The sequence below is a fragment of the Mycobacterium sp. 1245111.1 genome, assembly GCF_001673405.1.
GTDB lineage: Bacteria > Actinomycetota > Actinomycetes > Mycobacteriales > Mycobacteriaceae > Mycobacterium.
This window is the reverse complement of record NZ_LZLV01000047.1, coordinates 64228-89610: the sequence shown is the minus strand read 5'-3', so window position 1 is coordinate 89610 and position 25383 is coordinate 64228. Positions and strand designations below refer to the sequence as shown.

Here is a 25383-nt window from a genome sequence, read left to right as displayed (position 1 = left end):
CCTTTGAGGCTGTAAGGAAGCTTCTCGGTGCCCGGAACCGCGTCCAACCGATAGATCTCGTAACTGTCGCCGCCGACTTTCAAGGTGTCGCGGGCTCCGAATGAATTCACCGAATCTTTGTTGCTCACATCAACTCCCGACATTCGTCTCGTCGGCGGCGACCCGCAGCGCCCCGTTGTACCGCGCTTGCGATCGCCACTCGTCCTGCTCGCCGACGGGCCGTGTCGACGCGCACTGCCACCTTAACAGTACGCTTGTCCTGCATTCCGTCCGGGCCGGAAACTTCGCCGATTGTTAAGGCGGCCGTCTGCTGTAGCGCCGGCGTCGCCAGGCGGTACGGTTCAGTCCGTGACCACCCCGCATGTGCCCCTCTACATTCCGGGCGAGATCTGCGGCACCCTCGGTGTCGATCCGGCGACCAAGCCTGACGACTGTCTGGCGGTCGTTCAGCATCAGGTCACCGCGGGGAATGTCAGTGCGCCGCCCTCGGTCGCGCCGGCGCTGCTCGAACTCGTCGACCAGGCTCACGACCATGGCATCGATCTGAAGATCGTGGTGCTGGACCACAATCCGCCGAACGACACCCCGCTGCGCGACATCGCGACAGTGGTTGGCGCTCAACATCCCGACGCGACCGTGTTGGTGCTGAGCCCGAACTACGTCGGCACCTACAGCACCCACTTTCCGCGCTCGACGCTGGAGATCGGCGAGGACCACGCCAAAACCGGCAATACGCTGCTCTCGGCGCAGAATTTCTTGCACCAGCTCGAGACGCCGCAATTTCCCTGGACGCCGTTCACCATCGTGGTGCTGATCGGGGTATTGGCAGCCGTGGTCGGGACCCGTTTCATGCAGCTGCGGGCAAAGCGCTCAGCAACGTCGAGCCATGACGCCGATTCGGCCACCGAAGGCGTCCAGCGCAGCGTCTAGCGCTCCTTATTCACCGCATGTCGGATAGCGCCGGGGCCTATGCCGCGGCGGCTGGCAAATTCCTGAGGTCACCGTAGGGTCACAGTTCTCAGAAGAACAGACTTGTAATTTGTGACTTAAGTTTCAACTGCGTCAGATGTGACTTACGGTGCAGAGGATGCATTGGTTAATTCGTGCTTCCAGTGATAACTGGGGGCTCGGCGTGCTAGCGCCATCCGCCCAGCGTTGAGCCAAGGAGACCCGAGTCGAATGAGACGCAACCGCCGCGGCTCGTCTGCCCGATTGGCGAGCACGCTTGCCCGTCGAGTGGGTCCGGCGGTCATCAGCGTCGCGCTACTTGTGGGCACGCCCGGTCTGGCCAAGGCGGACCCGGACTCGATGGCCAAACTGATCGCCGATGTCGCGCAGGCCAACCAGCGGCTGCAGGATCTCAACGCGCAGATCCAGACGGAGGAAGAAAGCGTCAACAAGGCGATCGTCGACGTCGAAACGGCGCGTGACAACGCCGCAGCCGCACAACACGAGGTCGACTCCAGTCGGCAATCGGTCAAAGATGCCGACGCTGCAATTGCCGCCGCGCAGAAGCGATTCGACCGTTTCGCGGTCGCCAGTTACGTGAATGGGCCCGCGGACGGCTACCTCACCGCGAAGAACCCCGACGACATGATCGCGGCGGCTGCCGCCGGCCAGACCCTGGCCACCAGCTCGCTGCAGGTGATGGACAACCTGCAGCGCGCCCGCACCGAGCAGCTGAACAAGGAATCAACGGCGCGGTTGGCAAAGCAGAAGGCCGACAAGGCCGTTGGCGACGCGCAAGCCAGCCAGAACGCGGCGGTCGCCGCCTTGGTCGATGCTCACCGCAAGTTCGGCGAGCAGCAGCAAGAAGTCACCCGACTGGCCGATGAACGCCATGCGGCCCAATCAAGACTCGACGCCGCCCGCAATTGGTCGGCATCCGCGGGCGGACCGGATGCCGGACAGCGGGCGGCGTCGCCCCCCGGAGACCGATGGGACCCGGCGGCGCCGGGCTCACCCAACCGGCCGCAGGGCAATGCCGGCAACTGGGACGGCGCGTGGGATCCCACGCTGCCGATGGTGCCCAGCGCCAACGTCCCGGGTGATCCGATCGCGATCCTCAACAAGGTTCTCGGCATCTCGGCGACCTCCTCGGAGGTCACCTCCAACATGGGCCGCAGCTTCCTGCAGCAGCTCGGATTGGCGCCTACGCCAACAGGTTTCACCAACGGCAAGATCCCACGGGTTTATGGCCGACAGGCCTCTGAGTATGTGATCCGGCGCGGTCTGTCGCAGCTGGGTGTGCCGTACTCGTGGGGTGGTGGGACCGCGGCCGGTCCGGGTAAGGGCATCGGGTCGGGTTCGGGAACCGTCGGCTTCGACTGTTCTGGTCTGGTGCTGTACGCCTTCGCCGGTGTGGGCATCAAGCTGCCGCACTACTCGGGCGCGCAGTACGACCTGGGTCGCAAGATTCCGGCTTCCCAGATGCGTCGGGGCGACGTCATCTTCTACGGGCCCGGCGGCAGCCAGCACGTGACGATCTATCTCGGCCAGGGGCAGATGCTCGAGGCTCCCGACGTCGGCCTCAAGGTCCGGGTTGCGCCGGTGCGCACCAGCGGTATGACCCCTTATGTGGTCCGTTACATCGAATACTGACGCGTTGAAAGGATCTATGCGCCACCGGGTTACGGACTCTAGAGGTCTGCGCCGGGCCAAGGCGGTCTGGTCGGTGCTGGCCGCCGTCAGCCTGCTGATCGGATTGGCGGCTCCCGCCCAGGCCGAGGATGGAGCATGGGACCCGACCCTGCCGCCGACGATCAGTGCGGGAGCCCCGGGGGACCCGGTGGCGATGGCGAACCAGTCGCTGCAGGCCACCGCCCAGGCCACCCAGACGACGCTGGGGCTGGGCCAGCAGTTCCTCAGTGGGCTTGGAATCAACCTGGGCGGTAAACCGGCCGGCACGAGCGCGAGCGGGATCCCGCGCGTATACGGCCGCCAAGCCGTCGAGTACGTGATCCGCCGCGGTTCCTCGCAGATGGGTGTGCCCTATTCCTGGGGTGGTGGCACGCCCAACTCGCCGAGCAAGGGCGTCGACTCCGGGGCCAACGTCGTCGGCTTCGACTGTTCCGGGCTCGTCCGGTACAGCTTTGCCGGGGTGGGGATACTGCTGCCCCGGTTCTCCGGTGACCAGTACAACGCCGGCCGTCACATCCCGCCGTCGCAGGCCAAGCGCGGCGACCTGATCTTCTACGGTCCCGGTGGAGGCCAGCACGTGACGATCTATCTGGGCAACGGCCAGATGCTCGAAGCGTCGGGGAGCGCCGGCAAGGTCACCATCAGCCCGGTCCGCAAGGGCGGTATGACGCCATTCCTGACCCGGATCATCGAGTACTGAGCAGGGCCTCGTGGTTGGCCCACGTCGACGGATCCCGGGTGGCCTGGAATAGTTGAACAAGGGCACGCCGCTGCCCCGCGATGGTCGTGGAGCGAGCGTCGCGTCTGATTGAGCCTTGGAAGGTTGAGCCGTGGAGGGTAATCGATGACATCAGCAGGCGGGCCGCCGCCGGGCACCAGCGGTTACTCGGGTCCGGGCAGCGCTTCAACGGCACCTGCGCACGCGGCCCCCGGCGGTGGCGGCAACGGCTTGGCGGCCGAGGTGCACACCTTGGAGCGGGCCATCTTCGAGGTCAAGCGGATCATCGTCGGCCAGGACCAGCTCGTCGAGCGGATGCTGGTCGGCCTGCTGTCCAGGGGCCACGTGCTGCTCGAGGGCGTGCCCGGTGTCGCGAAGACGCTCGCGGTGGAGACCTTCGCCAAGGTGGTCGGCGGATCGTTCGCCCGCATCCAGTTCACCCCTGACCTGGTGCCCACCGACATCATCGGTACCCGCATTTACCGGCAGGGCAAAGAGGAATTCGATACCGAGCTCGGACCGGTTGTCGCCAACTTCCTGCTCGCCGACGAGATCAACCGTGCACCGGCCAAGGTGCAGTCGGCGCTGCTGGAGGTCATGCAGGAGCGCAAGGTCTCCATCGGCGGCAAGAGCTACCCGTTGCCCAACCCGTTCCTGGTGATGGCGACCCAGAACCCGATCGAGCACGAGGGTGTCTACCCGCTGCCCGAAGCGCAGCGCGACCGCTTCCTGTTCAAGATCAATGTCGGCTACCCCTCGCCCGAGGAAGAGCGCGAGATCATCTACCGGATGGGCGTCAAGCCGCCGGAGCCCAAGCAGATCCTCGACACCAGCGACCTGCTGCGGCTGCAGGAGATCGCCGCGAACAACTTCGTTCACCACGCGCTGGTCGACTACGTCGTGCGGGTCGTCACTGCCACCCGTCACCCCGAGCAACTCGGCATGAACGACGTCAAGAGCTGGATCTCGTTCGGCGCATCGCCGCGCGCCTCGCTGGGCATCATCGCCGCGTCGCGCTCGCTGGCGCTGGTGCGGGGCCGCGACTACGTGATCCCACAGGACATCGTCGAGGTGATTCCCGATGTGCTGCGCCACCGCCTGGTGCTCACCTACGACGCGCTGGCCGACGAGATCTCCTCGGAGATCGTCATCAATCGGGTGCTGCAGACCGTTGGTATGCCGCAGGTGAATGCTGTTCCGCAGCAAGGCCATTCGGTACCTCCGGCGATGCAGGCCGCGGGTGCGGCTAGCGGTCGGTGACCGATAGCAACTCCGCCGCGGAGAAATCCGTGGCTACCCATCCACCGTCGATGCAGCGCGGGAATATCGACGATCCCAAGCTGTCGGCGGCGTTGCGGACCCTCGAGCTCACGGTCAAACGCAAGCTCGACGGTGTCCTGCACGGTGACCACCTCGGCCTGATCCCAGGCCCGGGGTCGGAGCCGGGGGAGTCGCGCGAGTACCAGCCCGGCGACGACGTGCGCCGGATGGACTGGGCGGTCACCGCGCGTACCACGCATCCACACGTTCGGCAGATGATCGCCGACCGCGAGCTGGAGACCTGGTTGGTGGTCGACATGTCGGCCAGCCTGGATTTCGGCACGGCGGTCTGCGAGAAGCGTGACCTGGCGGTGGCCGCCGCGGCCGCGATCACATTCCTCAACAGCGGCGGCGGAAACCGTCTTGGCGCGCTGATTGCCAACGGCGACAAGATAACTCGCGTTCCCGCTCGCTCCGGACGTCAGCACGAGCAGACGCTGCTGCGCACCATCGCCACCATGCCCAAGGCTCCGGTCGGTGTGCGCGGCGACCTCTCGGTGGCCATCGACGCGTTGCGCCGCCCGGAGCGCCGCCGCGGGATGGCGGTGATCATCAGCGACTTCCTCGGCCCGATCAACTGGATGCGACCGTTGCGCGCGATTGCGGCCCGCCATGAGGTGCTGGGCGTCGAGATCCTGGATCCCCGCGACGTCGAGTTGCCCGACGTCGGCGACGTGATCCTGCAGGACGCCGAGACCGGGCGTTCCCGCGAGTTCACCATCGACGAGCAGTTGCGCGACGACTTCGCCAAGGCTGCCGCCGCGCACCGCGCCGAGGTGGCCCGCACGCTGCGCAGCTGCGGGGCGCCGCTGCTGTCACTGCGCACCGACCGCGACTGGATCGCCGACATCGTCCGTTTCGTCGAATCTCGCCGACGGGGTGCACTGGCGGGGCGCCAGTGACTCGCGCTGTTCACGAGTCGGGCCTAACCATCAAGACGGGTTTGCTATGACATTGCCGCTGCTCGGACCGATGACGCTCTCCGGGTTCGCTCACGCGTGGTTCTTCCTGTTCCTGGTGGTGATCGGCGCCATCGTCGCGCTGTACATCTTCGCCCAGATCGCCCGGCAGCGCCGGATGCTGCGGTTCGCCAACATGGAGCTGCTGGAAAGCGTTGCGCCCAAACAACCCACGCGTTGGCGGCACCTCTCGGCAATCCTGTTGGTCGCCTCGCTGCTGCTGTTCACGATCGCGATGGCCGGGCCGACGCACGACGTCCGCATTCCACGCAACCGCGCGGTCGTGATGCTCGTCATCGACGTCTCGCAGTCCATGCGGGCCACCGACGTCGAACCCAACCGGATGGCGGCCGCCGAAGTGGCGGCCAAGGAGTTCGCCGGCGAGCTGACCCCCGGCATCAACCTCGGCCTGATCGCCTACGCGGGAACGTCGACCGTGCTGGTCCAGCCGACCACCAACCGCGACGCGACCAAAGCCGCGCTAGACAAGTTGCAGTTCGCCGACCGCACGGCCACCGGCGAGGGGATCTTCACCGCGCTGCAGGCCATCGCCACCGTCGGCGCGGTCATCGGCGGGGGCGACACGCCGCCGCCGGCGCGCATCGTGTTGTTCTCCGACGGCAAGGAGACCATGCCGACCAACCCGGACAACCCCAAGGGAGCGTTCACCGCGGCGCGCACCGCCAAGGACCAGGGTGTGCCGATCTCGACCATTTCGTTCGGCACCCCGTACGGCTTCGTGGAGATCAATGGTCAACGCCAGCCCGTGCCGGTCGACGACAGCACGATGAAAAAGGTCGCCGAACTTTCCGGCGGCACCCACTACGACGCCTCGAACCTGCAGGAGCTCAAGCAGGTCTACGCCTCGCTGCAGCAGCAGATCGGCTACGAGACGATCAGGGGCGACGCCAGCGTCGGCTGGCTCCGGTTGGGTTCATTGGTGCTGGCGCTGGCCGGCCTGGCTGCCCTGCTGATCAACCGCCGGCTGCCGACCTAAACTCCGCGGCCGAGTGTGAACCGTGCGCCGCGACACGCCGCGGCGGCGTCGTCAGATTCACAATCGCGGTGGTGCGCCGGGCGATTTCGGCGCTGCCGTGGTCAAGCGATAGGTTGTCCGGGTGACTGACGTAGCCACTGACGGAGGCAAGCCCCCATTCGTATCCCGTTCGGTGCTGGTCACCGGTGGAAACCGGGGGATCGGATTGGCCATCGCGCAGCGGTTGGCGGCTGACGGCCACAAGGTCGCCGTCACACACCGCGGATCGGGCGCGCCCGAGGGATTGTTCGGCGTCGTGTGCGACGTCACCGACAACGACGCCGTCGACCGTGCCTTCAAGGAGGTCGAGGAGCACCAGGGCCCGGTGGAGGTCGTGGTGTCCAACGCCGGTATATCCAAGGACGCGTTTCTCATCCGGATGACCGAGGAGCGATTCGAGGAGGTCATCAACGCCAACCTCACCGGCGCGTTCCGGGTGGCCCAGCGGGCTTCGCGCAGCATGCAGAAAAAGCGGTTCGGCCGGATCATCTTCATCGGTTCGGTGTCGGGCACCTGGGGCATCGGCAACCAGTCGAACTATGCGGCCGCCAAGGCCGGCCTGATCGGCATGGCCCGCTCGATCTCGCGAGAGCTGTCCAAAGCCAACGTGACGGCCAACGTGGTGGCCCCGGGCTACATCGACACCGAGATGACCCGCTCACTGGACGAGCGGATCCAGGAGGGTGCGCTGGACTTCATCCCGGCCAAGCGAGTCGGTACCGCCGCCGAAGTTGCCGGTGCGGTCAGCTTTTTGGCGTCGGAGGACGCCACCTACATCGCCGGCGCGGTCATCCCGGTCGACGGCGGCATGGGCATGGGCCACTGACCGGCTCGAAAGAACTGAAGAATTAGGACGGACATGGCAGGACTGCTCGAAGGCAAACGGATTCTGGTTACCGGGATCATCACCGACGCGTCGATTGCGTTTCACATCGCCAAGGTGGCCCAGGAAGCGGGCGCCCAGTTGGTGCTGACCGGCTTCGACCGGTTGCGGCTGATCCAGCGCATCGCCGATCGGCTGCCGGAGAAGGCCCCGTTGATCGAACTCGACGTGCAAGACGAGAAGCACCTCGCAACGCTCGCCGAGCGCGTGACGGCCGAGATCGGTGAGGGCAACAAGCTCGACGGTGTCGTGCACTCGATCGGTTTCATGCCGCAGACCGGCATGGGCGTGAACCCGTTTTTCGACGCACCCTATGAGGATGTCTCGAAAGGCATTCACATTTCGGCGTATTCGTACGCCTCGCTGGCCAACGCGCTGCTGCCGATCATGAATCCCGGCGGTTCGATCGTCGGGATGGACTTCGACCCGACCCGCGCGATGCCGGCATACAACTGGATGACGGTGGCCAAGAGCGCGCTGGAATCGGTGAACCGGTTCGTGGCCCGTGAGGCAGGCAAGTTCGGTGTGCGGTCGAATCTCGTTGCGGCCGGACCGATCCGGACCTTGGCCATGAGCGCGATCGTCGGCGGCGCGCTCGGTGACGAGGCGGGCGCCCAGATGCAGCTGCTCGAAGAGGGTTGGGACCAGCGGGCGCCGATCGGCTGGAACATGAAAGACCCAACGCCGGTGGCCAAGACCGTGTGTGCACTGCTGTCGGAGTGGCTGCCCGCCACCACCGGCACGATCGTCTACGCCGACGGCGGCGCCAGCACGCAGCTACTCTAGGGCCCAGTGGATTTCGACGCGGTCCTGCTGCTGTCCTTCGGCGGACCGGAAGGACCGGAGCAGGTTAGGCCGTTTCTGGAGAACGTCACCCGCGGCCGCAATGTGCCACCCGAACGGCTCGACGACGTGGCTCAGCACTACCTGCACTTCGGCGGCGTCTCACCGATCAACCGGATCAACCGCGAACTCATTGCCCAACTGCAGGCCGCCTTGGACATTCCGGTCTACTTCGGCAACCGCAACTGGGACCCCTATGTCGAAGACGCCGTCGCAACCATGCGCGACAACGGCATTCGACGTGCGGCGGTATTCACCACCTCGGCGTGGAGTGGCTACTCGGGCTGCACGCAGTACGCCGAGGATCTCGACCGCGCCCGGCGCGCGGCGGGCTCCGACGCGCCCGAACTCGTGAAACTGCGGCGATATTTCGACCACCCCCTGTTCGTCGAGATGTTCGCCGACAACCTCGCCGCGGCGGCGACGACGGTCCCCGCCGACGCCCGACTGATTTTCACTGCGCACTCGGTTCCGCTGGCCGCCGACGACCGCCTTGGTCCCAGGCTGTACAGCCGCCAAGTGCGTTACGCCGCAAGGCTTGTCGCTGCGGCCGCCGGATACGACGACTACGACGTGGTCTGGCAGTCGCGGTCGGGTCCGCCGCAGGTCCCGTGGCTGGAACCCGACGTCGCCGATCATGTTGCCGCGCTCGCCGCGACCGGCACCAAAGCCGTCATCGTCTGCCCCATCGGCTTCGTCGCCGATCACATCGAAGTGGTGTGGGACCTCGACAGCGAGTTACGCGCACAGGCCGACGCGGCCGGCATCGCGTACGCGCGGGTGAGCACACCCAATGCCGACCCTCGATTCGCCCGCCTCGCGGTGGATTTGATCGACGAACTTCGGCACGGGCGCGCGCCCGCGCGAGTGGACGGCCCGGACCCGGTACCGGGTTGCGCCGCCGGCATCAACGGCGAACCATGCCGCCCGCCGCACTGTGTCGCGGAAGACGCGACCTAGCCCTGCCAGGCGGCGTGCAGAATCGCGTTGAGGGCAGCCGTTCTCGCCGATCGCACGACGGCGGCCAACGGACGTAATGCGTCGGTGGCGATCTGTGCCTCGGACAGCGACTGGGTGCCTATTCTGGTCAGCCCGGCGCTGACCGTGATGATCGCGTCGACGTGTGCCGCGTTCTCCAGCACCCGCAGCGCACGCGCGGGAGCGGGGTCGGGAACCTGGTGGTGCCGACCGGATTCCAGCAGCTGTTCCACCATTCCGCGCGGATCGTCGACGTCGACTCCGGCAGATCCGAGCCCGATCGTGGTCAGCGCGTCCGCGGCGGACCGCACCGCCAGCCGCAACTCGTACTCGGCTTCGCCCAGCTCGATCTGCTCGAGCACCGGACCGATGGGCAACGAGTAGACCGTCCACGACAGCGCGGCCAGTTCGGGTATCACCAGTTCGTCGCCGGACTCCTCGTACTCGAATTCGGGCACCAGGCCGACGGCTTTGCCGGGATCCTCTGGATGGGTGACGATCACCGCCTCGCCGGCGCTCATCGCGTCCCGCTCGAACTGGGTGCCGGGCGGCAGGCCGCGGCTATCGCCGGGAATCGGCAGCAACAGCGCGATCGATGGCGTGCCTGTCGGCGACCGTCCGGCGGCCGTGCGCAGGGTCTGCAGCAGTGCGACCACGCCCGCGTCATGGACATCCGGCCAGGGCAGCCCGGTATGCCCGGCCGCCACAGCGTCGTACGCGGTGACGGATTGCGCTGGGGCCCAACAAGATAACGCGTCGAGGACGTCGTCGGGGGCGGCCTGGCCGGCCAGCCAGGCATTGGCCCACACCGAGAGCGTTGCGCTTGGGCACCACATGAAATCGCAGTCTAGTTGTTCACCGTGGGCACGGCCGGTCACGCGATATCCTGACGGCATGTCTGCGGCCGTGATCTGGCTCATCGTGGCGTTGGGTCTGGCCGGTGCCGAGGCCCTCACCGGCGACATGTTCCTGCTCATGCTGGGTGGTGGCGCGTTGGCCGCGGCCGGATCCAGCTGGCTGCTGGGCCTGCCGATCTGGATCGACGGCGCGGTGTTCCTGGTGGTCTCGGTGCTGCTGCTGGCGTTGGTCCGGCCGGCGCTGCGACGACGGCTGACCCCGCCGAAAAGCCTGACGACGGGCATCGAGGCGCTGGAGGGCAAGCGCGCGCTGGTGCTCGACCGCGTCGCCCGCGACGAGGGTCAGATCAAAATAGACGGTCAGATATGGACCGCAAGACCATTGAATGAAGGCGACGAGTTCGAACCCGGCGAGCAAGTCACCGTCATGCGTATCGATGGGGCCACCGCGGTGGTCTGGAATCCGTAATCGGCGTAGGAGAAATAGGAGAGTCGCATGGGTGCAACTGCCGGGCTGGTGTTTTTCGCTGTGCTCGTGGTGTTCGCCGTCATCGTGGTCGCCAAGTCGGTGGCGCTGATTCCGCAGGCCGAGGCGGCGGTGGTGGAACGGCTCGGTCGCTATAGCCGCACAGTCAGCGGGCAGCTGACTTTGCTGGTGCCGTTCATCGACCGGATCCGGGCGCGGATCGACCTGCGCGAGCGGGTGGTGTCGTTCCCGCCGCAACCGGTGATCACCGAGGACAACCTGACACTGAACATCGACACCGTCGTCTACTTCCAGGTGACCAACCCGCAGGCTGCGGTCTACGAAATCAGCAACTACATCGTCGGTGTCGAACAGCTGACCACCACCACGCTGCGCAACGTCGTCGGTGGGATGACGCTGGAGCAGACGCTGACCTCGCGTGACCAGATCAACGGACAGCTGCGTGGCGTGCTCGACGAGGCCACCGGACGCTGGGGGCTGCGGGTCGCGCGAGTGGAGCTACGCAGCATCGACCCGCCGCCGTCGATCCAGGCGTCGATGGAGAAGCAGATGAAGGCCGACCGCGAGAAGCGGGCGACGATCCTGACCGCTGAGGGGATGCGGCAGGCCGCGATCACGCAGGCCGAGGGGGAGAAGCAGTCGCAGATCCTGGCGGCCGAGGGCGCCAAGCAGGCGGCGATTCTGGCGGCCGAGGCCGATCGGCAGTCCCGGATGTTGCGGGCCCAAGGTGAGCGGGCGGCGGCCTATCTGCAGGCGCAGGGCCAAGCGAAGGCGATTGAGAAGACTTTCGCGGCGATCAAGGCCGGCCGTCCCACTCCTGAGATGCTGGCCTACCAGTATCTGCAGACACTGCCGAAGATGGCCGAGGGTAGCGCCAACAAGGTGTGGGTGGTGCCCAGCGACTTCGGCACGGCGCTGCAGGGGTTCTACAAGTCGCTCGGCGCTCCCGGCGACGACGGGGTGTTCCGCTTCGCGCCATCTCCGGTCGACGACACCACGGTCAAGCCCGAGGACGACTCCGACGTCAAAGACTGGTTCTCCACCGAGACGGATCCGGCTCTTATGCAGGCGGTCGCCAAGGCCGAGGCGGATGCGCACAAGCCGGTCGAGGACGTCCTGCCGCCACGACACCAGTTGGAGCAATGAGGTGCCCGGTCTGACGTCGCCGAAAACCTACGCGGGCCTGGCCGCGTTCCAGGCCGTCGACGCGGTCGCGTGCGCGATACCGATCAGTCCGATCGCGAAAAGCCTTGACCTGCTTGGTGTTCCGCAGGACATCCGTTGGATGTTGCCGTCGGCGAAAGCGGCCTCGGTGATCGGATTGCTCTCGGCCCGAAAGGTTCCGGCATTGGCGCGGCTGACCACGGCCATGCTGACGGTGTACTTCGTGCTTGCGGTCGGCGCGCATCTGCGGGCCCGCGACAAGATCGTGAACGCCATTCCGGCGGCGTCGTTTCTGGCGACGTACGCCGTCCTGACCGCGAAAGGGCCGAAACAGGACTAGCTGAGCCGTAACTCGACGATCGGCAATGCGGTGTCGCTTTCGGCGATCGGAACGCCGAGGGTCCGCTCCAGCACGGGTTTGAATTGATCCCAAGCCCGAGGATGGCGACGGGCGTATTCGCCGAGCGCGTGATCGGCTTCCTGCGGCGACATCACTCGCGCGGTCGCACGTGACGGCGCCCGGCTGCCGACGTAGACCCGCACCTGCGGGTTGGCTTTGACGTTGCGGAACCACTGCGCCTGCTCGCCGAATCCCGAGGCGACGAGATAGCTGTCCGGCGCGGGATGACCGATGACCTCCAGCACGACGTTGCGCGCGAGGCCGGATTTGCGTCCGATGTGTTCGAGCATGAGGAATCGCGAGCCGAGCAATCCGCCCGCGCCGGCCCGGTAAATCCAGATCGGCATTCTCATCAGGCCGCGGGCCCCTAGTATGCGCGCACCGATTGCCGCGACCCGGGACCGTAGCCAGCTGGTGTCAGTCATGGGTCCATCGTGGCCGAGCAAGCTCTGAGATTGCTGGTAGCGGGTAACGGGTATCTGACCTGGCGATGAGCACATCACGCCGGCTTACCGGTCTTGGTCGGCGCCGCCGTCGACGATGGACCCGCGACCAGATTCAGGTCACCGACCCCGAGGTGATGCGGCAGTCGCTCAAGGGCGCATCCATCGGCAACTTCATGGAGTGGTACGACTTCGGGGTCTACGGCTACATCGCCACCACCATCGCGCAGGTGTTTTACCCCGGCAACAACGTGAGCGCGGTCCACCTGCTCGCCACGTTCAGCACCTTGGCAGCCGCTTTCGTCGTGCGCCCGATCGGTGGCATCATCTTCGGCCCGCTCGGCGACCGGATCGGACGTAAGCGGGTGCTGGTGATCACGATCGTGCTGATGACGGTGGGTACCACCGGCACAGGTCTACTACCGGGCTACGACACCATCGGCATCTGGGCGCCCATTCTGTTGGTGATCGCTCGAGTGTTCCAGGGCTTGTCGACCGGAGGCGAGTACGTCGGCGCCATGACCTACATCGTCGAACAGGCACCGGACCGCATCCGCGGGAGAGTGGTCGGGTTTTTGCCGCTCGGCAACCTGGCGGGATTCGTGGCCGCGGGTCTGATCGTCACCGCGTTGCAGACCTGGTTACCCGCCCACGACATGCTGACCTGGGGGTGGCGGCTGCCGCTGCTGCTGAGCGCGCCGCTCGGGCTGGTCGCGGTGTTCATGCGGATGCGACTCGAGGAGTCGCCCGCCTACGAGGGGGAGATCCATCAAGCGGCGTCCGGCGACGCGCCGCGTCGGTACCGCGACACCATCGCCGGGCAGTGGCGACCGATGCTGATCTGTACGGCACTGGTCTACACGTCCAACGCCGCCGACTACATGCTTACCGGCTACCTCCCGACGTACCTGAAGATATTCGTCCACGTCAGTCATACGGCCAGCCTGGCGATGATCACCGGGACGTTGACCGTCCTGGCGATCTTGTTGGTGTTCGTCGCGGCACTCTCCGACCGCATCGGGGTCAAGCCGATCATGCGGACCGGGTGCGTGTTGCTGATCGGCGCGTCGATCCCGGCCTTTCTCCTGATCCGGAACGCCAGCGGCTACCTGTTGGTCTTCGTCGGCGTGCTGTTGATCGGTTTGATGGAGCTGTGCTTTGACAGCACATCGCCTGCCACCATGCCGGCCCTGTTTCCCACCAATGTCCGAAACGGCGCACTGGCGATTTCCTACAACGTCTCGATCTCGGCTTTCGGCGGGACCACTCCGCTGATCGCTCAAGCGCTGGTGTCCGGCACCGGCAATCTGATGACGCCGGCCTACATGCTGATCGTCGCGGGCCTGGTCGGTCTGGTGACGCTGGCGTTCACCCCGGAGGTCGCCGGTCGGCGGTTACCCGGATCGCCGCCGGTGGTCGAGACCGAACAGGAGGCCCGCGCGTTGGTGGAAGGTTACGACTAGCGGTGCGCGATCAGTGCGGCGTTCCCGGCGGGCACGGCGGCGGGTACACCGGCACCCCGCCACCGCCGCGGGCGCTACCCGGGCCGACGCGGCCGTACGGCCAGCACTTCATCGCCGGAATTCCCTGTGTCGGGTGCGTCGCGCTCGGATCGGACGGGGGCGGGTCCAGCGGCGCGGCCACCGCGATCCCCGAACCGGACGTCAGCATGGAGGTGGCGAGCGCTGTCGCGGCAACTAGCTGTTTTGCGTTCATTGTTGTTGCCTCTCAGACGGATACCCGCCACGCAACGGTCGGTAGACGTTTCTCACTTCCAGTGTATATACGGCTCCCGCGGGTGTGCGGTTCACGCTGATCGGCTGGCTAGCCGCGCAGTGCCGCTTCGGGGGCGTCGTCGACGTCGGTGGTCGCCGCCCGGTGGTGCCGGCGGTACTGACGGATCTCGTAGCCGAACAGCCCGAGCCCGAACAGCCCGGTGCACAGCGACACCGTGAACAGCAGCGGGCTCACATCACCGGTGAGCGCGTCGCCGAGAATCACCACTGCCGACGTGCCAGGAAGCAGGCCGGCCAGCGTCGCGCAGAAATAAGGCAGCACCCGGACCCCGGACGCTCCCACCGCATAGTTCAGCGGCGCGAACGGCACGACGGGGATCAGGCGCAGCGATATCACCGCCACCCAGCCGCGCTCGCGGAGTCGGGCGTCGACCCGCTCGACGGCGTGGTGACGCACGAGGCGATTGAGCTGCCAGCCGGCGGCCCGGACCAGCCCCAACGCGATCATCGCGCTGATCGTGCTGGCCGCCACTGCCAGCGTGACCCCGAGCAGCGGTCCGAACAGCAGACCGGCGGCCAACGTGAATGCGGTACGGGGAAAGGGTAATACGGTCACCACGATGTGGGCGCCCAGAAACGCCAGCGGTAGCCACGGACCCATCGACGTCGACCAGTCTCGTAGCTGCACCGCCGACGGCAACCGAACCAGCAGCGCCACCGCGATCAGGGCCGCCACCACCACGGCCGTCAGTATCAGCCGCCGCTTGGACACCTGGCGAGCGGTGGCAGCGATTCCGGAGCCCAGCGGACGCAGTGCGGCTACGCATTTGCCAATGGCCCGCTCCGTCACAGCGTGCAGCCTACGGTCCCGCGGCGGACAACGCGTCAGCGGACGATCAGCGACAGCAATCTACGACCCAATGGCATTGCGGCCGAAGTGCTTTCGCCGATGACTTTGATTTTGCGGCCGGACCGTCGGCGGAGCTCCCGTTGCAGGTTGTCGTGCAGCGTGCTGGCGGCCGCCGGACATCCGTGACAGGCGCCCGATAACCGGACGTTCACCGTGTCGCCCTCGATCGACACCAATTCGATCGAGCCGCCGTGGGATTCGGCCAGTGCGCCGATCGGTCCGGCGAGCAACTCGGCCACGACCGCGGTCAGCTCGCCGGTGTCGTCGGTTGCCGCGTCGACGTGCCAGCCCGCCGGCTCCAGCAGCGCCTCGGACAGTGCCTGGCGAACGTCGTCGCCCGCCTCGCGCCAACTGCGCCCGTCGGACAACGTGATCAGCACGTCACCTGAGCGCACCTCGACCTCGTCGAGCACCCCGTCGCGAAGCAGCTCGCCGAGACGACCCGGGGCCCCGCGCACCGTGCCGCGCGGCGGTAACCGGTCCGCCCCGACCACCCAGCGCAGCTGCCGTGGGTCCGCGGTGGCGGTGGCGTGAATCGGGATCATGCGCCCAGCCCCAACGCGATCGAGTGCGCGATGAACGCCATCACCCAGGCGAGCACGAACATGTAGCTGAAAGCGAAGGCGGGCCATCGCCAGGTGTTGGTTTCGCGACGCATCACGGCGATCGTCGACATGCACTGCAACGCGAACATGAAATAGATCATCAGCGCGATCACGGTCGGCGCGGTGAAGATGCGCTTGCCGTGGTCGTCGGTCAGGGTGGCCAGCGCGTCCCGCGGAGCGTCCGGGTCGGACGCCGCCGCCACCTGCCCCAGGGTCGAGACGAAGACTTCGCGGGCCGACAGCGAGCCGACCAAGGCGATGTCGGTCCGCCAGTCGAAGCCCAGCGGCGAAAACACCGGCTCGACCGCGCGACCTACGTCGGCGGCATAGCTGTGGTTCATCACGTACGCGGTGGCGTCGGTCGGCGACATGCCCCGGGTCTGGGCCTCGCGGACCGGCAGATTCAGCAGCGCCCACAACACCAAAGACGTGGCCAGGATGATGGTTCCGGCTTTGCGCAGGAACACCCGCGCCGCACTCCACATCGCGGCCAGCATCGCCCGCGGCGACGGCAGCCGGTAGGGCGGCAGCTCCATGGTGAACGGCAGCAGGTCACCACGCAGGATCGTCGACTTGACCAGAAGCGCGGCGGTGAGTGCCGACAGCCCGCCGCCCAGGTAGAGCAGGAACATCGTGACGCCCTGCGCGCTGACCCCCCACCAGCGGGTCTGCGGCGCCACCAGCAGACCGACCAGCAACGTGTACACCGGCAGCCGCGCCGAGCACGTCATCAGCGGCGCGGTGACGATCGTGGCGATCCGGTCGCGCGACGACGGCAACGTTCGGGTCGCCATGATGCCGGGGATCGCGCAGGCGAACGACGACAGCATCGCGACGAACGCGCGGCCCTCCAACCCGGTCTTGGCCATCACCCGATCCATCAGGAACGCGGCCCGCGACATGTAGCCGACGCTCTCCAAGAAGGCGAGCAGGCAGAACAGCAGCACGATCTGCGGAATGAACTGCAGCACGGTGCCGACGCCGCCGATGAGTCCCTGGCTGAGCAGTCCACGCAGCACGGAATTGCCGACATGATCGGCGGCCTGCCCGCCCAGCCAGGTCAGCGCACTGGCGATGCCGTCGCGCAGTGGGGCCGCGGCGGTGAACAAGACCTGGAAAAAATAAAACATCACCGCGAAGAAGATGACCGTGCCCCACAACGGATGGAGCAGCACCCGATCAATTCGCTGGGTGCGTCGATCCGGTTGCGGTGCAACGTAATCGGCCGCGTCGAGCACGGACTGGCCCCACGCGTCGATGTCGCCCGGTTCGGTCGGCGGCAACACCGGCGGCCGCTGCCACCCCGCGAACGACGCAAGTTGCGCGCGTACATCGTCGATTCCCGATCCGTGGTGTGCTACAACCGCGGTCACCGGGATGCCCAGCGCCGCGGCCAGCGCGGCTGTGTCGATGCGGCCGCCGCGCGCCGCCAGCTCGTCGCCCATGGTCAACGTCAGCAGGCACGGCAAATCCAGCCGGAGTACCTGGCCGATCAACAAGATCGACCGGCGCAGCGTGGTGGCGTCGGCGACCAGCACGACCGCGTCGGGCGGGTCGATGCCCGCACATTTGCCCGCCAGCAGGTCGGTCACCACCTGCTCGTCCGGGCTGATCGGTTCGAGGCTGTAGGTGCCGGGAAGATCCTCGACGGCGATCGGGATGCCGTTGACGTTGGTGGTGCCGACGCTGCGTCCCACGGTGACGCCCGGGTAGTTCCCGGTTTTGGCGCGTAGGCCAGTCAGATGGTTGAAGACGCTGGTCTTGCCTGCGTTGGGGCTGCCGACCAGTGCCACCCGTCGGATGCCGGCGACGGCAACCGTGGACCCTTCGACGTCATGGCATGCCGTCATCGGTCCGCTTCGACGACGACTTCGATGAGCTGCGCCTCGCGGCGACGCAAGCACAGCTCGGTGTCGTGAACCCGGTAGATGGTCGGATCGCCGAGCGGGGCGCGACGAACCACGTCCACGCGAGCCTTCGCACGAAAACCCAACTGTCCCAACCGGTTCGCAATGACGGGGTTGGCTTCTGCAATCGTTCCGACCACGGTCGCGCGCTTTCCGGGCATCAGCTGGGCGAGCACGATCACCGGATCGGTCTGATCGTGTGCGCCCTGCGGTTGAGTACGCATGATCGCCCTAACGTTAGCCGGTCTACCCGTAAGGTACTCCTCACCCAGACGGCCGTCATCGCTCGTCACGCCCGGTAGCGCAGTGTGTGCCGCGACACTATTGCCCATCATTTAGCCTGGTTGTCGGGTGACAGACCAGCGTGGGGATGTCACGTGCTGGACAAGGAGCCGCCGGTGTCAGTCGATGTGTCCGCTGAACCTGCCGATCTGGAGCAGGGCCGTGCCCGCTGGCGCGCCGCGGTCGCCGGGGTGCTGGCCAAGAGCACCCGGCGTGACATCGATGAGCTGGGGCCCGAGCCCGAGCGGATGCTGGAAACCCCGACCTATGAGGCCGTCGCGATCCGGGCCCTGTACACCGCGCTCGACGAGCTCCCCGAGCCGCCGCTGCCTGGCGAATGGCCCTTTGTCCGCGGCGCCGATGCGCTGCGCGACGTCAAGTCCGGCTGGAAGGTCGCCGAGGCCATCCCGGCCAACCGGGTTGCCGGGGTCGCGGCCGACGACGTCAACTCGGCGGTGCTCGCGGGCCTGTCCGAAGGCGTCAGCGCGCTGCTGATCCGGGTGGGGCAATCGGGCGTGAAGCCCGCCCAGCTGGCGAAGGTGTTCGACGGTGTTTACCTGAGCATGGTGCCGGTGATCCTCGATGCCGGTGCCGACTATCGGGCGGCCGCCGAGGCGATGCTTGATCTGGCCGGCCGCGTCGAACCCGATCAGCGTGAACTCCTGTCCATCGACCTGGGTGCAGACCCACTCACCGCGGCGCTCAGCGAGCGCCCCGCCCCGCCGATGGCCGAGGTCGTTGCCACGGCCACGCAACTGGCCGACACCCCCGGGGTCCGGGCGATCACGGTCGACGGGCCCGCATTCCACAACCTGGGCGCCAACGCGACATGGGAACTTGCTGGCAGCGTCGCCGCTGCGGTGTCACACCTGCGGGAGCTCACCGCGGCCGGCCTGCCGGTGGCCAAGGCGCTGGCGCAGATCAGCTTCCGGCTCGCCGCCGACGATGACCAGTTCCTGACGATCGCCAAGGTCAGAGCGCTGCGCCGGCTGTGGGCACGGGTCGCCGAGGTGGTGGGTGAACCCGACAGCGGCGCGGCCGTCGTGCACGCCGAGACCTCGCTGCCGATGATGACTCAGCGCGACCCCTGGGTGAACATGCTGCGCACGACATTGGCCGCGTTCGGGGCCGGTGTCGGTGGCGCCGACACCGTGCTGGTGTTCCCGTTCGATGTCGCGATCGAGGGCGGATTCCCGGGCATGGCAACCAGTTTCGCGCGCCGGATGGCCCGCAACATCCAGCTGCTGTTGCTCGAGGAGTCGCATGTGGGACGCATCCTCGATCCCGCTGGCGGATCGTGGTTCGTCGAGGACCTCACCGACCAGTTGGCACACCAGGCGTGGGAGACCTTCCAGGCCATCGAGAAGCACGGTGGATTCGTCGACGCGGTTGACCACATCGCCGGACAGATCGCTGAAATCGCCCGCAGGCGCACTGACGACATCGCTCATCGCAAGACCGCGATCACCGGTGTCAACGAATACCCGAACGTCTCAGAACCGGCTCTGCCGCAGAGGGATTCGTCGTACTCACCGCTCGGGGCGGGGAAGCTGATCCGCTACGCGGCGGAGTTCGAGGCGCTGCGCGACCGTTCGGACGCCTACTTGGCCCGCACCGAGTCTCGGCCGCAGGTGCTGTTGTTGCCGCTCGGCCCACTGGCCGAGCACAACATTCGCACGACGTTCGCGTCGAACCTGCTGGCCTCCGGCGGTATCGAGGCGGTCAATCCGGGCACCGTCGATGCCGACGGCGTCGCCAAAGCGGTTGCCGACGCCGGCTCACCGACGGTGGCAGTCGTGTGTGGCACCGACGCTCGCTACGGCGCCGAGGCGTCCGCGGTCATCGCCGCCGCCCGCCGCGCGGGGGTGGCACATATCTGTCTGGCTGGGCCGCAAAAAGCGGTGGCCGAGGCGGATCAGCAGCCTGACGAATTCTTGACCGCCAAAATCAATGCGGTGGAAGCTCTTTCACATCTGCTCGATCGGTTGGGGGCCTAGCTGCGATGACGACAACGACGCCCGTTGTAGGCAATTTCTCCGACGTCCCGCTGGTCAGCGATCGCACTGTCATGCAGCCGACCGAGGATGCGGTCAACAAGCAGATCGCCGCCACAGCGGCCGCGTACTTGTACACCCCCGACCAATTGATATGGCACACACCAGAAGACATCGCCGTCAAGCCGGTGTACATCGCCGCCGACCGTGCGGACGCCGAGTCCGGCGGCTATCCGCTGAACACCTTTCCCGGCGAGGCGCCTTTCGTCCGCGGCCCCTACCCGACGATGTATGTCAACCAGCCGTGGACGATCCGTCAGTACGCCGGGTTTTCCACTGCCGCGGAGTCCAACGCCTTCTACCGGCGAAACCTGGCCGCCGGACAAAAGGGTCTCTCGGTGGCGTTCGACCTCGCCACCCACCGGGGTTACGACTCGGACCACCCGCGGGTGCAGGGCGACGTCGGAATGGCCGGTGTAGCCATCGATTCCATCCTGGACATGCGTCAGCTCTTCGACGGCATCGACCTGTCGACGGTGTCGGTGTCGATGACGATGAACGGCGCGGTACTGCCGATCCTGGCGCTGTATGTGGTGGCCGCCGAGGAACAGGGAGTGCCGCCGGAGAAGCTGGCCGGCACCATCCAAAACGACATCCTCAAAGAATTCATGGTGCGCAACACCTACATCTATCCGCCGAAACCGTCGATGCGGATCATCTCCGATATCTTCGCCTACACCAGCGCGAAGATGCCGAAGTTCAACTCCATCTCCATCTCCGGGTACCACATCCAAGAAGCCGGTGCCACAGCAGATTTGGAGCTCGCCTACACGCTTGCCGATGGGGTCGACTACATCAAGGCCGGCCTGGATGCCGACCTGGACATCGACAAGTTCGCGCCCCGGTTGTCGTTCTTCTGGGGTATCGGAATGAACTTCTTCATGGAGGTCGCCAAGCTGCGTGCGGGCCGGCTGCTGTGGAGCGAATTGGTGGCGCAGTTCAATCCCAAGAGCGCCAAATCGCTGTCACTGCGCACGCATTCGCAGACCTCGGGTTGGTCGTTGACGGCGCAGGACGCGTTCAACAACGTCGCGCGAACCTGCATCGAGGCGATGGCTGCCACCCAGGGCCACACCCAGTCGCTGCACACCAACGCCCTCGACGAGGCGCTGGCGCTGCCCACCGACTTCTCGGCCCGCATCGCCCGTAACACTCAGCTTGTGCTGCAACAAGAGTCAGGTACCACCAGACCGATCGACCCGTGGGCCGGTTCGTACTACGTGGAATGGCTGACGTATCAACTCGCGCAGAAAGCTCGCGCCCACATCGCCGAGGTCGCCGAGCACGGCGGCATGGCCCAGGCGATCAACGACGGTATTCCCAAACTGCGCATCGAAGAGGCGGCCGCGCGCACCCAGGCCCGCATCGACTCCGGCGCCCAGCCGGTGATCGGGATCAACAAGTACCAGGTCGAAGAGGACCAGGAAGTCGAAGTCCTCAAGGTCGAGAACAGTCGAGTGCGTGCCGAGCAGCTGGCCAAACTCGAAGACCTGCGGGCACATCGGGACCAGTCCGCGGTTGAGGCCGCCCTGGCCGAGCTGTCCCGTGCCGCAGCCGCCCACGGTCGTGCGGGTGAGGACGGGCTCGGCAACAACCTGTTGGCACTGGCCGTCGACGCCGCCCGGGCCAAGGCCACCGTCGGCGAGATCTCTGACGCGCTGGAGAAGGTATACGGGCGTCACCAGGCCGAGATCCGTACTATCGCCGGGGTCTACCGCGACGAAGCACGAGGAGGCGGAAACATGGCATCCTTCTCCAGTGCCACCGAACTCGTCGAGAAATTCGCCGAGGCCGACGGCCGCCGCCCCCGAATCCTGGTGGCCAAGATGGGCCAAGACGGGCACGACCGCGGCCAGAAGGTGATCGCAACGGCGTTCGCCGACATCGGGTTCGACGTCGACGTCGGCTCGCTGTTCTCGACCCCGGAAGAGGTAGCCCGCCAGGCCGCCGACAACGACGTCCACGTCGTCGGTGTGTCGTCATTGGCGGCCGGCCACCTCACGCTGGTGCCGGCGCTGCGCGACGCGCTGGCCGAGGTGGGCCGCCCCGACATCATGGTCGTGGTAGGCGGAGTGATCCCGCCCGGCGACTTCGACGAGCTGTACGAAGCGGGTGCTACCGCGATCTTCCCGCCGGGCACGGTGATCGCCGACGCGGCAATCGATCTGCTGCACAAGTTGGCCGAGCGACTCGGATACACCCTCTAGCCACATGGCGACGGACAACGGCGACAGTATCGACGAACTCGCCGCGGCGGTACGCGGTGGCGACCGCTCTGCGCTGCCGCGGGCCATCACGCTCGTCGAATCGACTCGCGCCGATCATCGCGATCGCGCACAGCAGTTGCTGTTGGCGCTGATGCCGGCGGCAGGCAGCGCCCATCACGTCGGCATCACCGGGGTGCCGGGAGTCGGCAAGTCGACCACCATCGAAGCCCTCGGTATGTACCTGATCGGGCGCGGCCACCGGGTCGCGGTGCTCGCGGTCGATCCGTCGTCGACTCGCACCGGCGGATCGATCTTGGGCGACAAAACCCGAATGCCGCAGTTGGCAACACATCCCGACGCTTACATCCGCCCGTCACCGACTTCGGGCACCTTGGGTGGAGTCGCCAAGGCCACCCGCGAAACCATCGTGCTGCTGGAAGCCGCCGGGTTTGACGTGATCCTGGTCGAGACCGTGGGTGTGGGCCAGTCCGAGGTTGCGGTGTCCAACATGGTCGACACGTTCGTCTTCCTCACTCTCGCGCGCACCGGCGACCAGTTGCAGGGCATCAAGAAAGGCGTCCTCGAACTCGCCGACATCGTGGTGGTGAACAAGGCCGACGGCGATCACCTGACCGAAGCCCGCAGAGCCGCCCGCGAACTGGCGGGGGCGATCCGATTGATCTATCCCCGCGAAACCCTCTGGCGCCCACCAGTTCTCACCATGAGCGCGTTGGAAGGCACTGGGCTGGAAGAGTTGTGGGACACCGTCGAACGGCACCGCGACGTCCTGACCGAGGCGGGCGAATTCGAAGCGCGTCGGCGAGCCCAGCAGGTCGACTGGACCTGGCAGATGGTCCGCGACACCGTGCTGCACCGGGTGATGTCCAACCCCGCGGTCCGCAAAGCGCGGGCCGACGTGGAGCGTCGGGTTCTGACTGGGGAATTGACGCCTGACCTGGCCGCTCAGCAAATTTTGGAGCTAGCTTCAATAACGGATGGATAACTACCCAGTTCGTTCATAGAGTGAAACGGTAGGTTCTACAGTATGACCCTCGAAGTGGTGGGCAATCGCCGGTCGGTGCTGCCGCGCGGTGTTCACGGCGCAGCCGATCCACATTTCGCCTGCGCGGTGCGCAGCTTCGCCAGCACATTCCGCGGCAGCCGATTCGGTGGGGGCGCGCTCGCGGTCTACCTCGACGGGGAACCCGTCGTCGACGTGTGGACGGGCTACGCGGATCGGCGTGGCCGGGTGCCCTGGACGGCCGACTCGGCCAGCATGGTGTTCTCGGCGACCAAGGGTATGGCTTCCACCGTCATCCACCGCCTCGTCGACCGAGGGCTGATCGACTACGACGCACCCGTTGCCGACCACTGGCCAGAGTTCGGGTGCAACGGCAAGGCCGACATCACCGTCCGCCAGCTGATGCGGCATCAGGCCGGCCTGTCGGCGTTGCGCGGCGCCAGTAAGCAAGACCTGCTGGACCACGAACTGATGGAGCGTCGCCTGGCGGCGGCACGGCCTGGTTACTCGTTCGGCCGGTCGGCCTATCATGCGCTGACCTACGGCTGGCTGCTGTCCGGGCTGGCGCGCGCCGTCACCGGCAAGGGCATGCGCCAGTTGATACGCGAAGAGGTGGCTGAGCCGCTGGGCACCGACGGCTTGCATCTGGGCCGGCCGCCTGCCGAGGCGCCGACACAGGCGGCGCAGATCATCATGCCGCAGAGCGCTTTCCAGAATCCGGTATTCAACGCGGTGGCGCCGATGATCGCGGCGATCCCACAGGCCGCCGGTTTCAGCTCGATGTATTTCCCCGGTGTCAAAGCGGTTGCGCAAGGCGATATCCCGTTGCTGGACGCCGAGATTCCAGCGGCCAATGGTGTAGCGACAGCGCGCGGACTCGCGCGAATGTACGCGGCGATCGTAAACGGCGGCCGGATCGACGGCACCCAGTTCCTGTCTCCGGAGGTGGCGGCGGGCCTGAACGGGCGAAGAAGCCTGCGACCGGACGGAAACCTGGTGATACCGCTGGCATTTCACCTCGGTTACCATCGCCTGCCGATGGAAATAGTACCCGGCTTCGGGCACGTCGGTCTCGGCGGATCGGTCGGCTGGGCCGATCCAGAGCACGGCTTGGCGATCGGGTTCGTGCACAACAGGTTGCTGACGCCGTTCGTGCTCGTCGACCATGCTGGACTCGTCGCGACCAGCGCGCTGTGCAGGATGGGTGCCGCCGCGGCCCGCAAGGACGGATTCGAGCGGGTACCCGACTTCGGTGCGCCGTTCGCCGAAGCGGGAGCCGTTGCGGGCTAACGGGTTTGACCTACGCGCGTGACACCTGACCGAGAGGGCCGCGTACCCCGTCTGCCAGTGGACGAGGCCAAAGCCGCTGCCGACGAAGCGAGTGTTCCCGACTACATGGCCGAGCTGGCCATCTTCCAGGTGCTGTTGAACCACCCCAAGCTGGCGTCGGGCCTCAACGATCTGCTCGCCCGAATGTTGTGGCAGGGCGAATTGGATTCACGTCTGCGCGAGCTCGCGATCATGCGGATCGGCTGGCTGACCGCCTGTGAATACGAATGGGCTCAGCACTGGCGAGTGGCACAAGGTCTCGGGGTCAGCGCCGACGATCTGCTGGGCGTTCGGGATTGGCGGTCCTACCAAGGGTTCGGTCCGACCGAGCGGGCGGTGCTGGCCGCAACCGACGACGTGGTGCACGACGGTGTGGTCAGTGCGGACAGTTGGGCGGCCTGCCTGCAGGTGTTCGGATCCGATCACGCAATACTGATCGAGCTGGTGACCGCGATCGGCGCGTGGCGGATGGTCTCGTCGATTCTGCAGAGTTTGCAGGTACCGCTGGAGGCCGATGTGCAGAGCTGGCCCCCGGATGGGAAATCGCCAACCGTATAACTGACTGACGTGTCAGTCATTGTCGGACAACGTATTTGGCATTCGC

The 25383-nt window shown here is 66.5% G+C and carries 26 protein-coding genes; 18 read left to right on the top strand and 8 right to left on the bottom strand.

Annotated elements, in window-relative coordinates; all coding sequences use genetic code 11:
- The coding region (locus A5658_RS29300) for a hypothetical protein (protein WP_369830505.1) at positions 1 to 143 on the bottom strand (143 nt) is incomplete at its 3' end.
- Between the two features lie 205 nt (positions 144 to 348).
- On the opposite strand from A5658_RS29300, the gene A5658_RS09755 reads away from it, so the two are divergent.
- From A5658_RS09755 to A5658_RS09715, 9 genes are all read left to right on the top strand, one after another.
- The gene (locus A5658_RS09755; RefSeq protein WP_369830503.1) at positions 349 to 930 is read left to right on the top strand and encodes a DUF6676 family protein; all 582 of its coding nucleotides are present in this window, start codon (positions 349 to 351) and stop codon (positions 928 to 930) included.
- A gap of 249 nt (positions 931 to 1179) precedes the next feature.
- Positions 1180 to 2601 (top strand): NlpC/P60 family peptidoglycan endopeptidase RipA, encoded by a 1422-nt coding sequence (gene ripA / locus A5658_RS09750; protein WP_067333417.1) that lies wholly within the window; start codon positions 1180 to 1182, stop codon positions 2599 to 2601.
- 16 nt (positions 2602 to 2617) lie between these two features.
- Positions 2618 to 3340: an NlpC/P60 family peptidoglycan endopeptidase RipB gene (ripB, locus tag A5658_RS09745; RefSeq protein WP_067333415.1), complete on the top strand. Its 723-nt coding sequence runs from the start codon at positions 2618 to 2620 to the stop codon at positions 3338 to 3340.
- Between the two features lie 144 nt (positions 3341 to 3484).
- Positions 3485 to 4618, top strand: coding sequence for a MoxR family ATPase (locus tag A5658_RS09740; protein WP_067333413.1), 1134 nt, complete (start codon positions 3485 to 3487; stop codon positions 4616 to 4618).
- 50 nt (positions 4619 to 4668) lie between these two features.
- Positions 4669 to 5580 carry a DUF58 domain-containing protein gene (locus A5658_RS09735; RefSeq protein ID WP_067333446.1) on the top strand — a complete coding sequence of 304 codons (912 nt, stop codon included), beginning with the start codon at positions 4669 to 4671 and terminating at the stop codon, positions 5578 to 5580.
- A gap of 46 nt (positions 5581 to 5626) precedes the next feature.
- On the top strand, positions 5627 to 6634 hold the full coding sequence (locus tag A5658_RS09730; RefSeq protein WP_067333410.1) for a VWA domain-containing protein: 1008 nt from the start codon (positions 5627 to 5629) through the stop codon (positions 6632 to 6634).
- A gap of 121 nt (positions 6635 to 6755) precedes the next feature.
- Positions 6756 to 7499 carry a 3-oxoacyl-ACP reductase FabG1 gene (gene fabG1 / locus A5658_RS09725; protein ID WP_067333407.1) on the top strand — a complete coding sequence of 248 codons (744 nt, stop codon included), beginning with the start codon at positions 6756 to 6758 and terminating at the stop codon, positions 7497 to 7499.
- A gap of 33 nt (positions 7500 to 7532) precedes the next feature.
- A complete protein-coding gene (gene inhA / locus A5658_RS09720; RefSeq protein WP_067333405.1) occupies positions 7533 to 8342 on the top strand; it encodes an NADH-dependent enoyl-ACP reductase InhA in 810 nt (269 codons plus the stop codon).
- Between the two features lie 6 nt (positions 8343 to 8348).
- Positions 8349 to 9359 (top strand): ferrochelatase, encoded by a 1011-nt coding sequence (locus A5658_RS09715; RefSeq protein WP_067333403.1) that lies wholly within the window; start codon positions 8349 to 8351, stop codon positions 9357 to 9359.
- Here the strand turns inward: A5658_RS09715 and A5658_RS09710 are convergent.
- Positions 9356 to 10213, bottom strand: a complete 858-nt coding sequence (locus A5658_RS09710) for a hypothetical protein (protein ID WP_067333400.1) — start codon at positions 10211 to 10213, stop codon at positions 9356 to 9358. The genes A5658_RS09715 and A5658_RS09710 overlap by 4 nt on opposite strands.
- Positions 10214 to 10271: 58 nt before the next feature.
- Here A5658_RS09710 and A5658_RS09705 point away from each other — a divergent pair, with 58 nt between their 5' ends.
- The 3 genes from A5658_RS09705 to A5658_RS09695 are packed head-to-tail and all read left to right on the top strand — an operon-like array spanning position 10272 to position 12225.
- On the top strand, positions 10272 to 10703 hold the full coding sequence (locus tag A5658_RS09705) for an NfeD family protein (protein WP_067333398.1): 432 nt from the start codon (positions 10272 to 10274) through the stop codon (positions 10701 to 10703).
- 27 nt (positions 10704 to 10730) lie between these two features.
- Positions 10731 to 11867, top strand: a complete 1137-nt coding sequence (locus tag A5658_RS09700) for an SPFH domain-containing protein (RefSeq protein WP_067333395.1) — start codon at positions 10731 to 10733, stop codon at positions 11865 to 11867.
- 1 nt (position 11868) lies between these two features.
- On the top strand, positions 11869 to 12225 hold the full coding sequence (locus A5658_RS09695) for a DoxX family protein (protein WP_067333393.1): 357 nt from the start codon (positions 11869 to 11871) through the stop codon (positions 12223 to 12225).
- Here the strand turns inward: A5658_RS09695 and A5658_RS09690 are convergent.
- Complete coding sequence (locus A5658_RS09690; protein WP_082993053.1) at positions 12222 to 12710, bottom strand: nitroreductase family deazaflavin-dependent oxidoreductase; 489 nt, start codon at positions 12708 to 12710, stop codon at positions 12222 to 12224. The two genes, A5658_RS09695 and A5658_RS09690, sit on opposite strands and share 4 nt — an antisense overlap.
- Before the next feature lie 155 nt (positions 12711 to 12865).
- Between A5658_RS09690 and A5658_RS09685 the strand changes: the two genes are divergently transcribed.
- On the top strand, positions 12866 to 14191 hold the full coding sequence (locus A5658_RS09685; protein WP_067333444.1) for an MFS transporter: 1326 nt from the start codon (positions 12866 to 12868) through the stop codon (positions 14189 to 14191).
- A gap of 10 nt (positions 14192 to 14201) precedes the next feature.
- On the opposite strand, the gene A5658_RS09680 is transcribed toward A5658_RS09685, so the two are convergent.
- From A5658_RS09680 to A5658_RS09660, 5 genes are all read right to left on the bottom strand, one after another.
- Complete coding sequence (locus A5658_RS09680) at positions 14202 to 14444, bottom strand: hypothetical protein (RefSeq protein WP_067333388.1); 243 nt, start codon at positions 14442 to 14444, stop codon at positions 14202 to 14204.
- Positions 14445 to 14552: 108 nt separating this feature from the next.
- The gene (locus A5658_RS09675) at positions 14553 to 15314 is read right to left on the bottom strand and encodes a TVP38/TMEM64 family protein (protein ID WP_067333386.1); all 762 of its coding nucleotides are present in this window, start codon (positions 15312 to 15314) and stop codon (positions 14553 to 14555) included.
- A 35-nt stretch (positions 15315 to 15349) separates the two neighbouring features.
- Positions 15350 to 15919: a NifU family protein gene (locus tag A5658_RS09670; protein ID WP_067333384.1), complete on the bottom strand. Its 570-nt coding sequence runs from the start codon at positions 15917 to 15919 to the stop codon at positions 15350 to 15352.
- Positions 15916 to 17829, bottom strand: a complete 1914-nt coding sequence (locus tag A5658_RS09665) for a ferrous iron transporter B (protein ID WP_067333381.1) — start codon at positions 17827 to 17829, stop codon at positions 15916 to 15918. The genes A5658_RS09670 and A5658_RS09665 overlap by 4 nt, the downstream gene beginning before the upstream one ends.
- Positions 17826 to 18110 (bottom strand): FeoA family protein, encoded by a 285-nt coding sequence (locus tag A5658_RS09660; protein WP_082993051.1) that lies wholly within the window; start codon positions 18108 to 18110, stop codon positions 17826 to 17828. Before A5658_RS09660 ends, A5658_RS09665 begins: the two co-directional genes overlap by 4 nt.
- Before the next feature lie 174 nt (positions 18111 to 18284).
- Here A5658_RS09660 and mutA point away from each other — a divergent pair, with 174 nt between their 5' ends.
- Genes mutA through A5658_RS09635 form a run of 5 tightly spaced genes read left to right on the top strand, consistent with a single transcriptional unit; the run spans position 18285 to position 25337 of the window.
- Positions 18285 to 20165, top strand: a complete 1881-nt coding sequence (gene mutA / locus A5658_RS09655) for a methylmalonyl-CoA mutase small subunit (RefSeq protein WP_067333439.1) — start codon at positions 18285 to 18287, stop codon at positions 20163 to 20165.
- A gap of 5 nt (positions 20166 to 20170) precedes the next feature.
- Positions 20171 to 22429 carry a methylmalonyl-CoA mutase gene (gene scpA, locus A5658_RS09650; protein ID WP_067333379.1) on the top strand — a complete coding sequence of 753 codons (2259 nt, stop codon included), beginning with the start codon at positions 20171 to 20173 and terminating at the stop codon, positions 22427 to 22429.
- Between the two features lie 4 nt (positions 22430 to 22433).
- The gene (gene meaB, locus A5658_RS09645) at positions 22434 to 23432 is read left to right on the top strand and encodes a methylmalonyl Co-A mutase-associated GTPase MeaB (protein ID WP_067333377.1); all 999 of its coding nucleotides are present in this window, start codon (positions 22434 to 22436) and stop codon (positions 23430 to 23432) included.
- Positions 23433 to 23474: 42 nt separating this feature from the next.
- The gene (locus A5658_RS09640) at positions 23475 to 24740 is read left to right on the top strand and encodes a serine hydrolase domain-containing protein (protein ID WP_067333374.1); all 1266 of its coding nucleotides are present in this window, start codon (positions 23475 to 23477) and stop codon (positions 24738 to 24740) included.
- A gap of 18 nt (positions 24741 to 24758) precedes the next feature.
- Positions 24759 to 25337, top strand: coding sequence for a carboxymuconolactone decarboxylase family protein (locus A5658_RS09635; protein ID WP_067333372.1), 579 nt, complete (start codon positions 24759 to 24761; stop codon positions 25335 to 25337).
- Positions 25338 to 25383 lie beyond the last annotated feature (46 nt).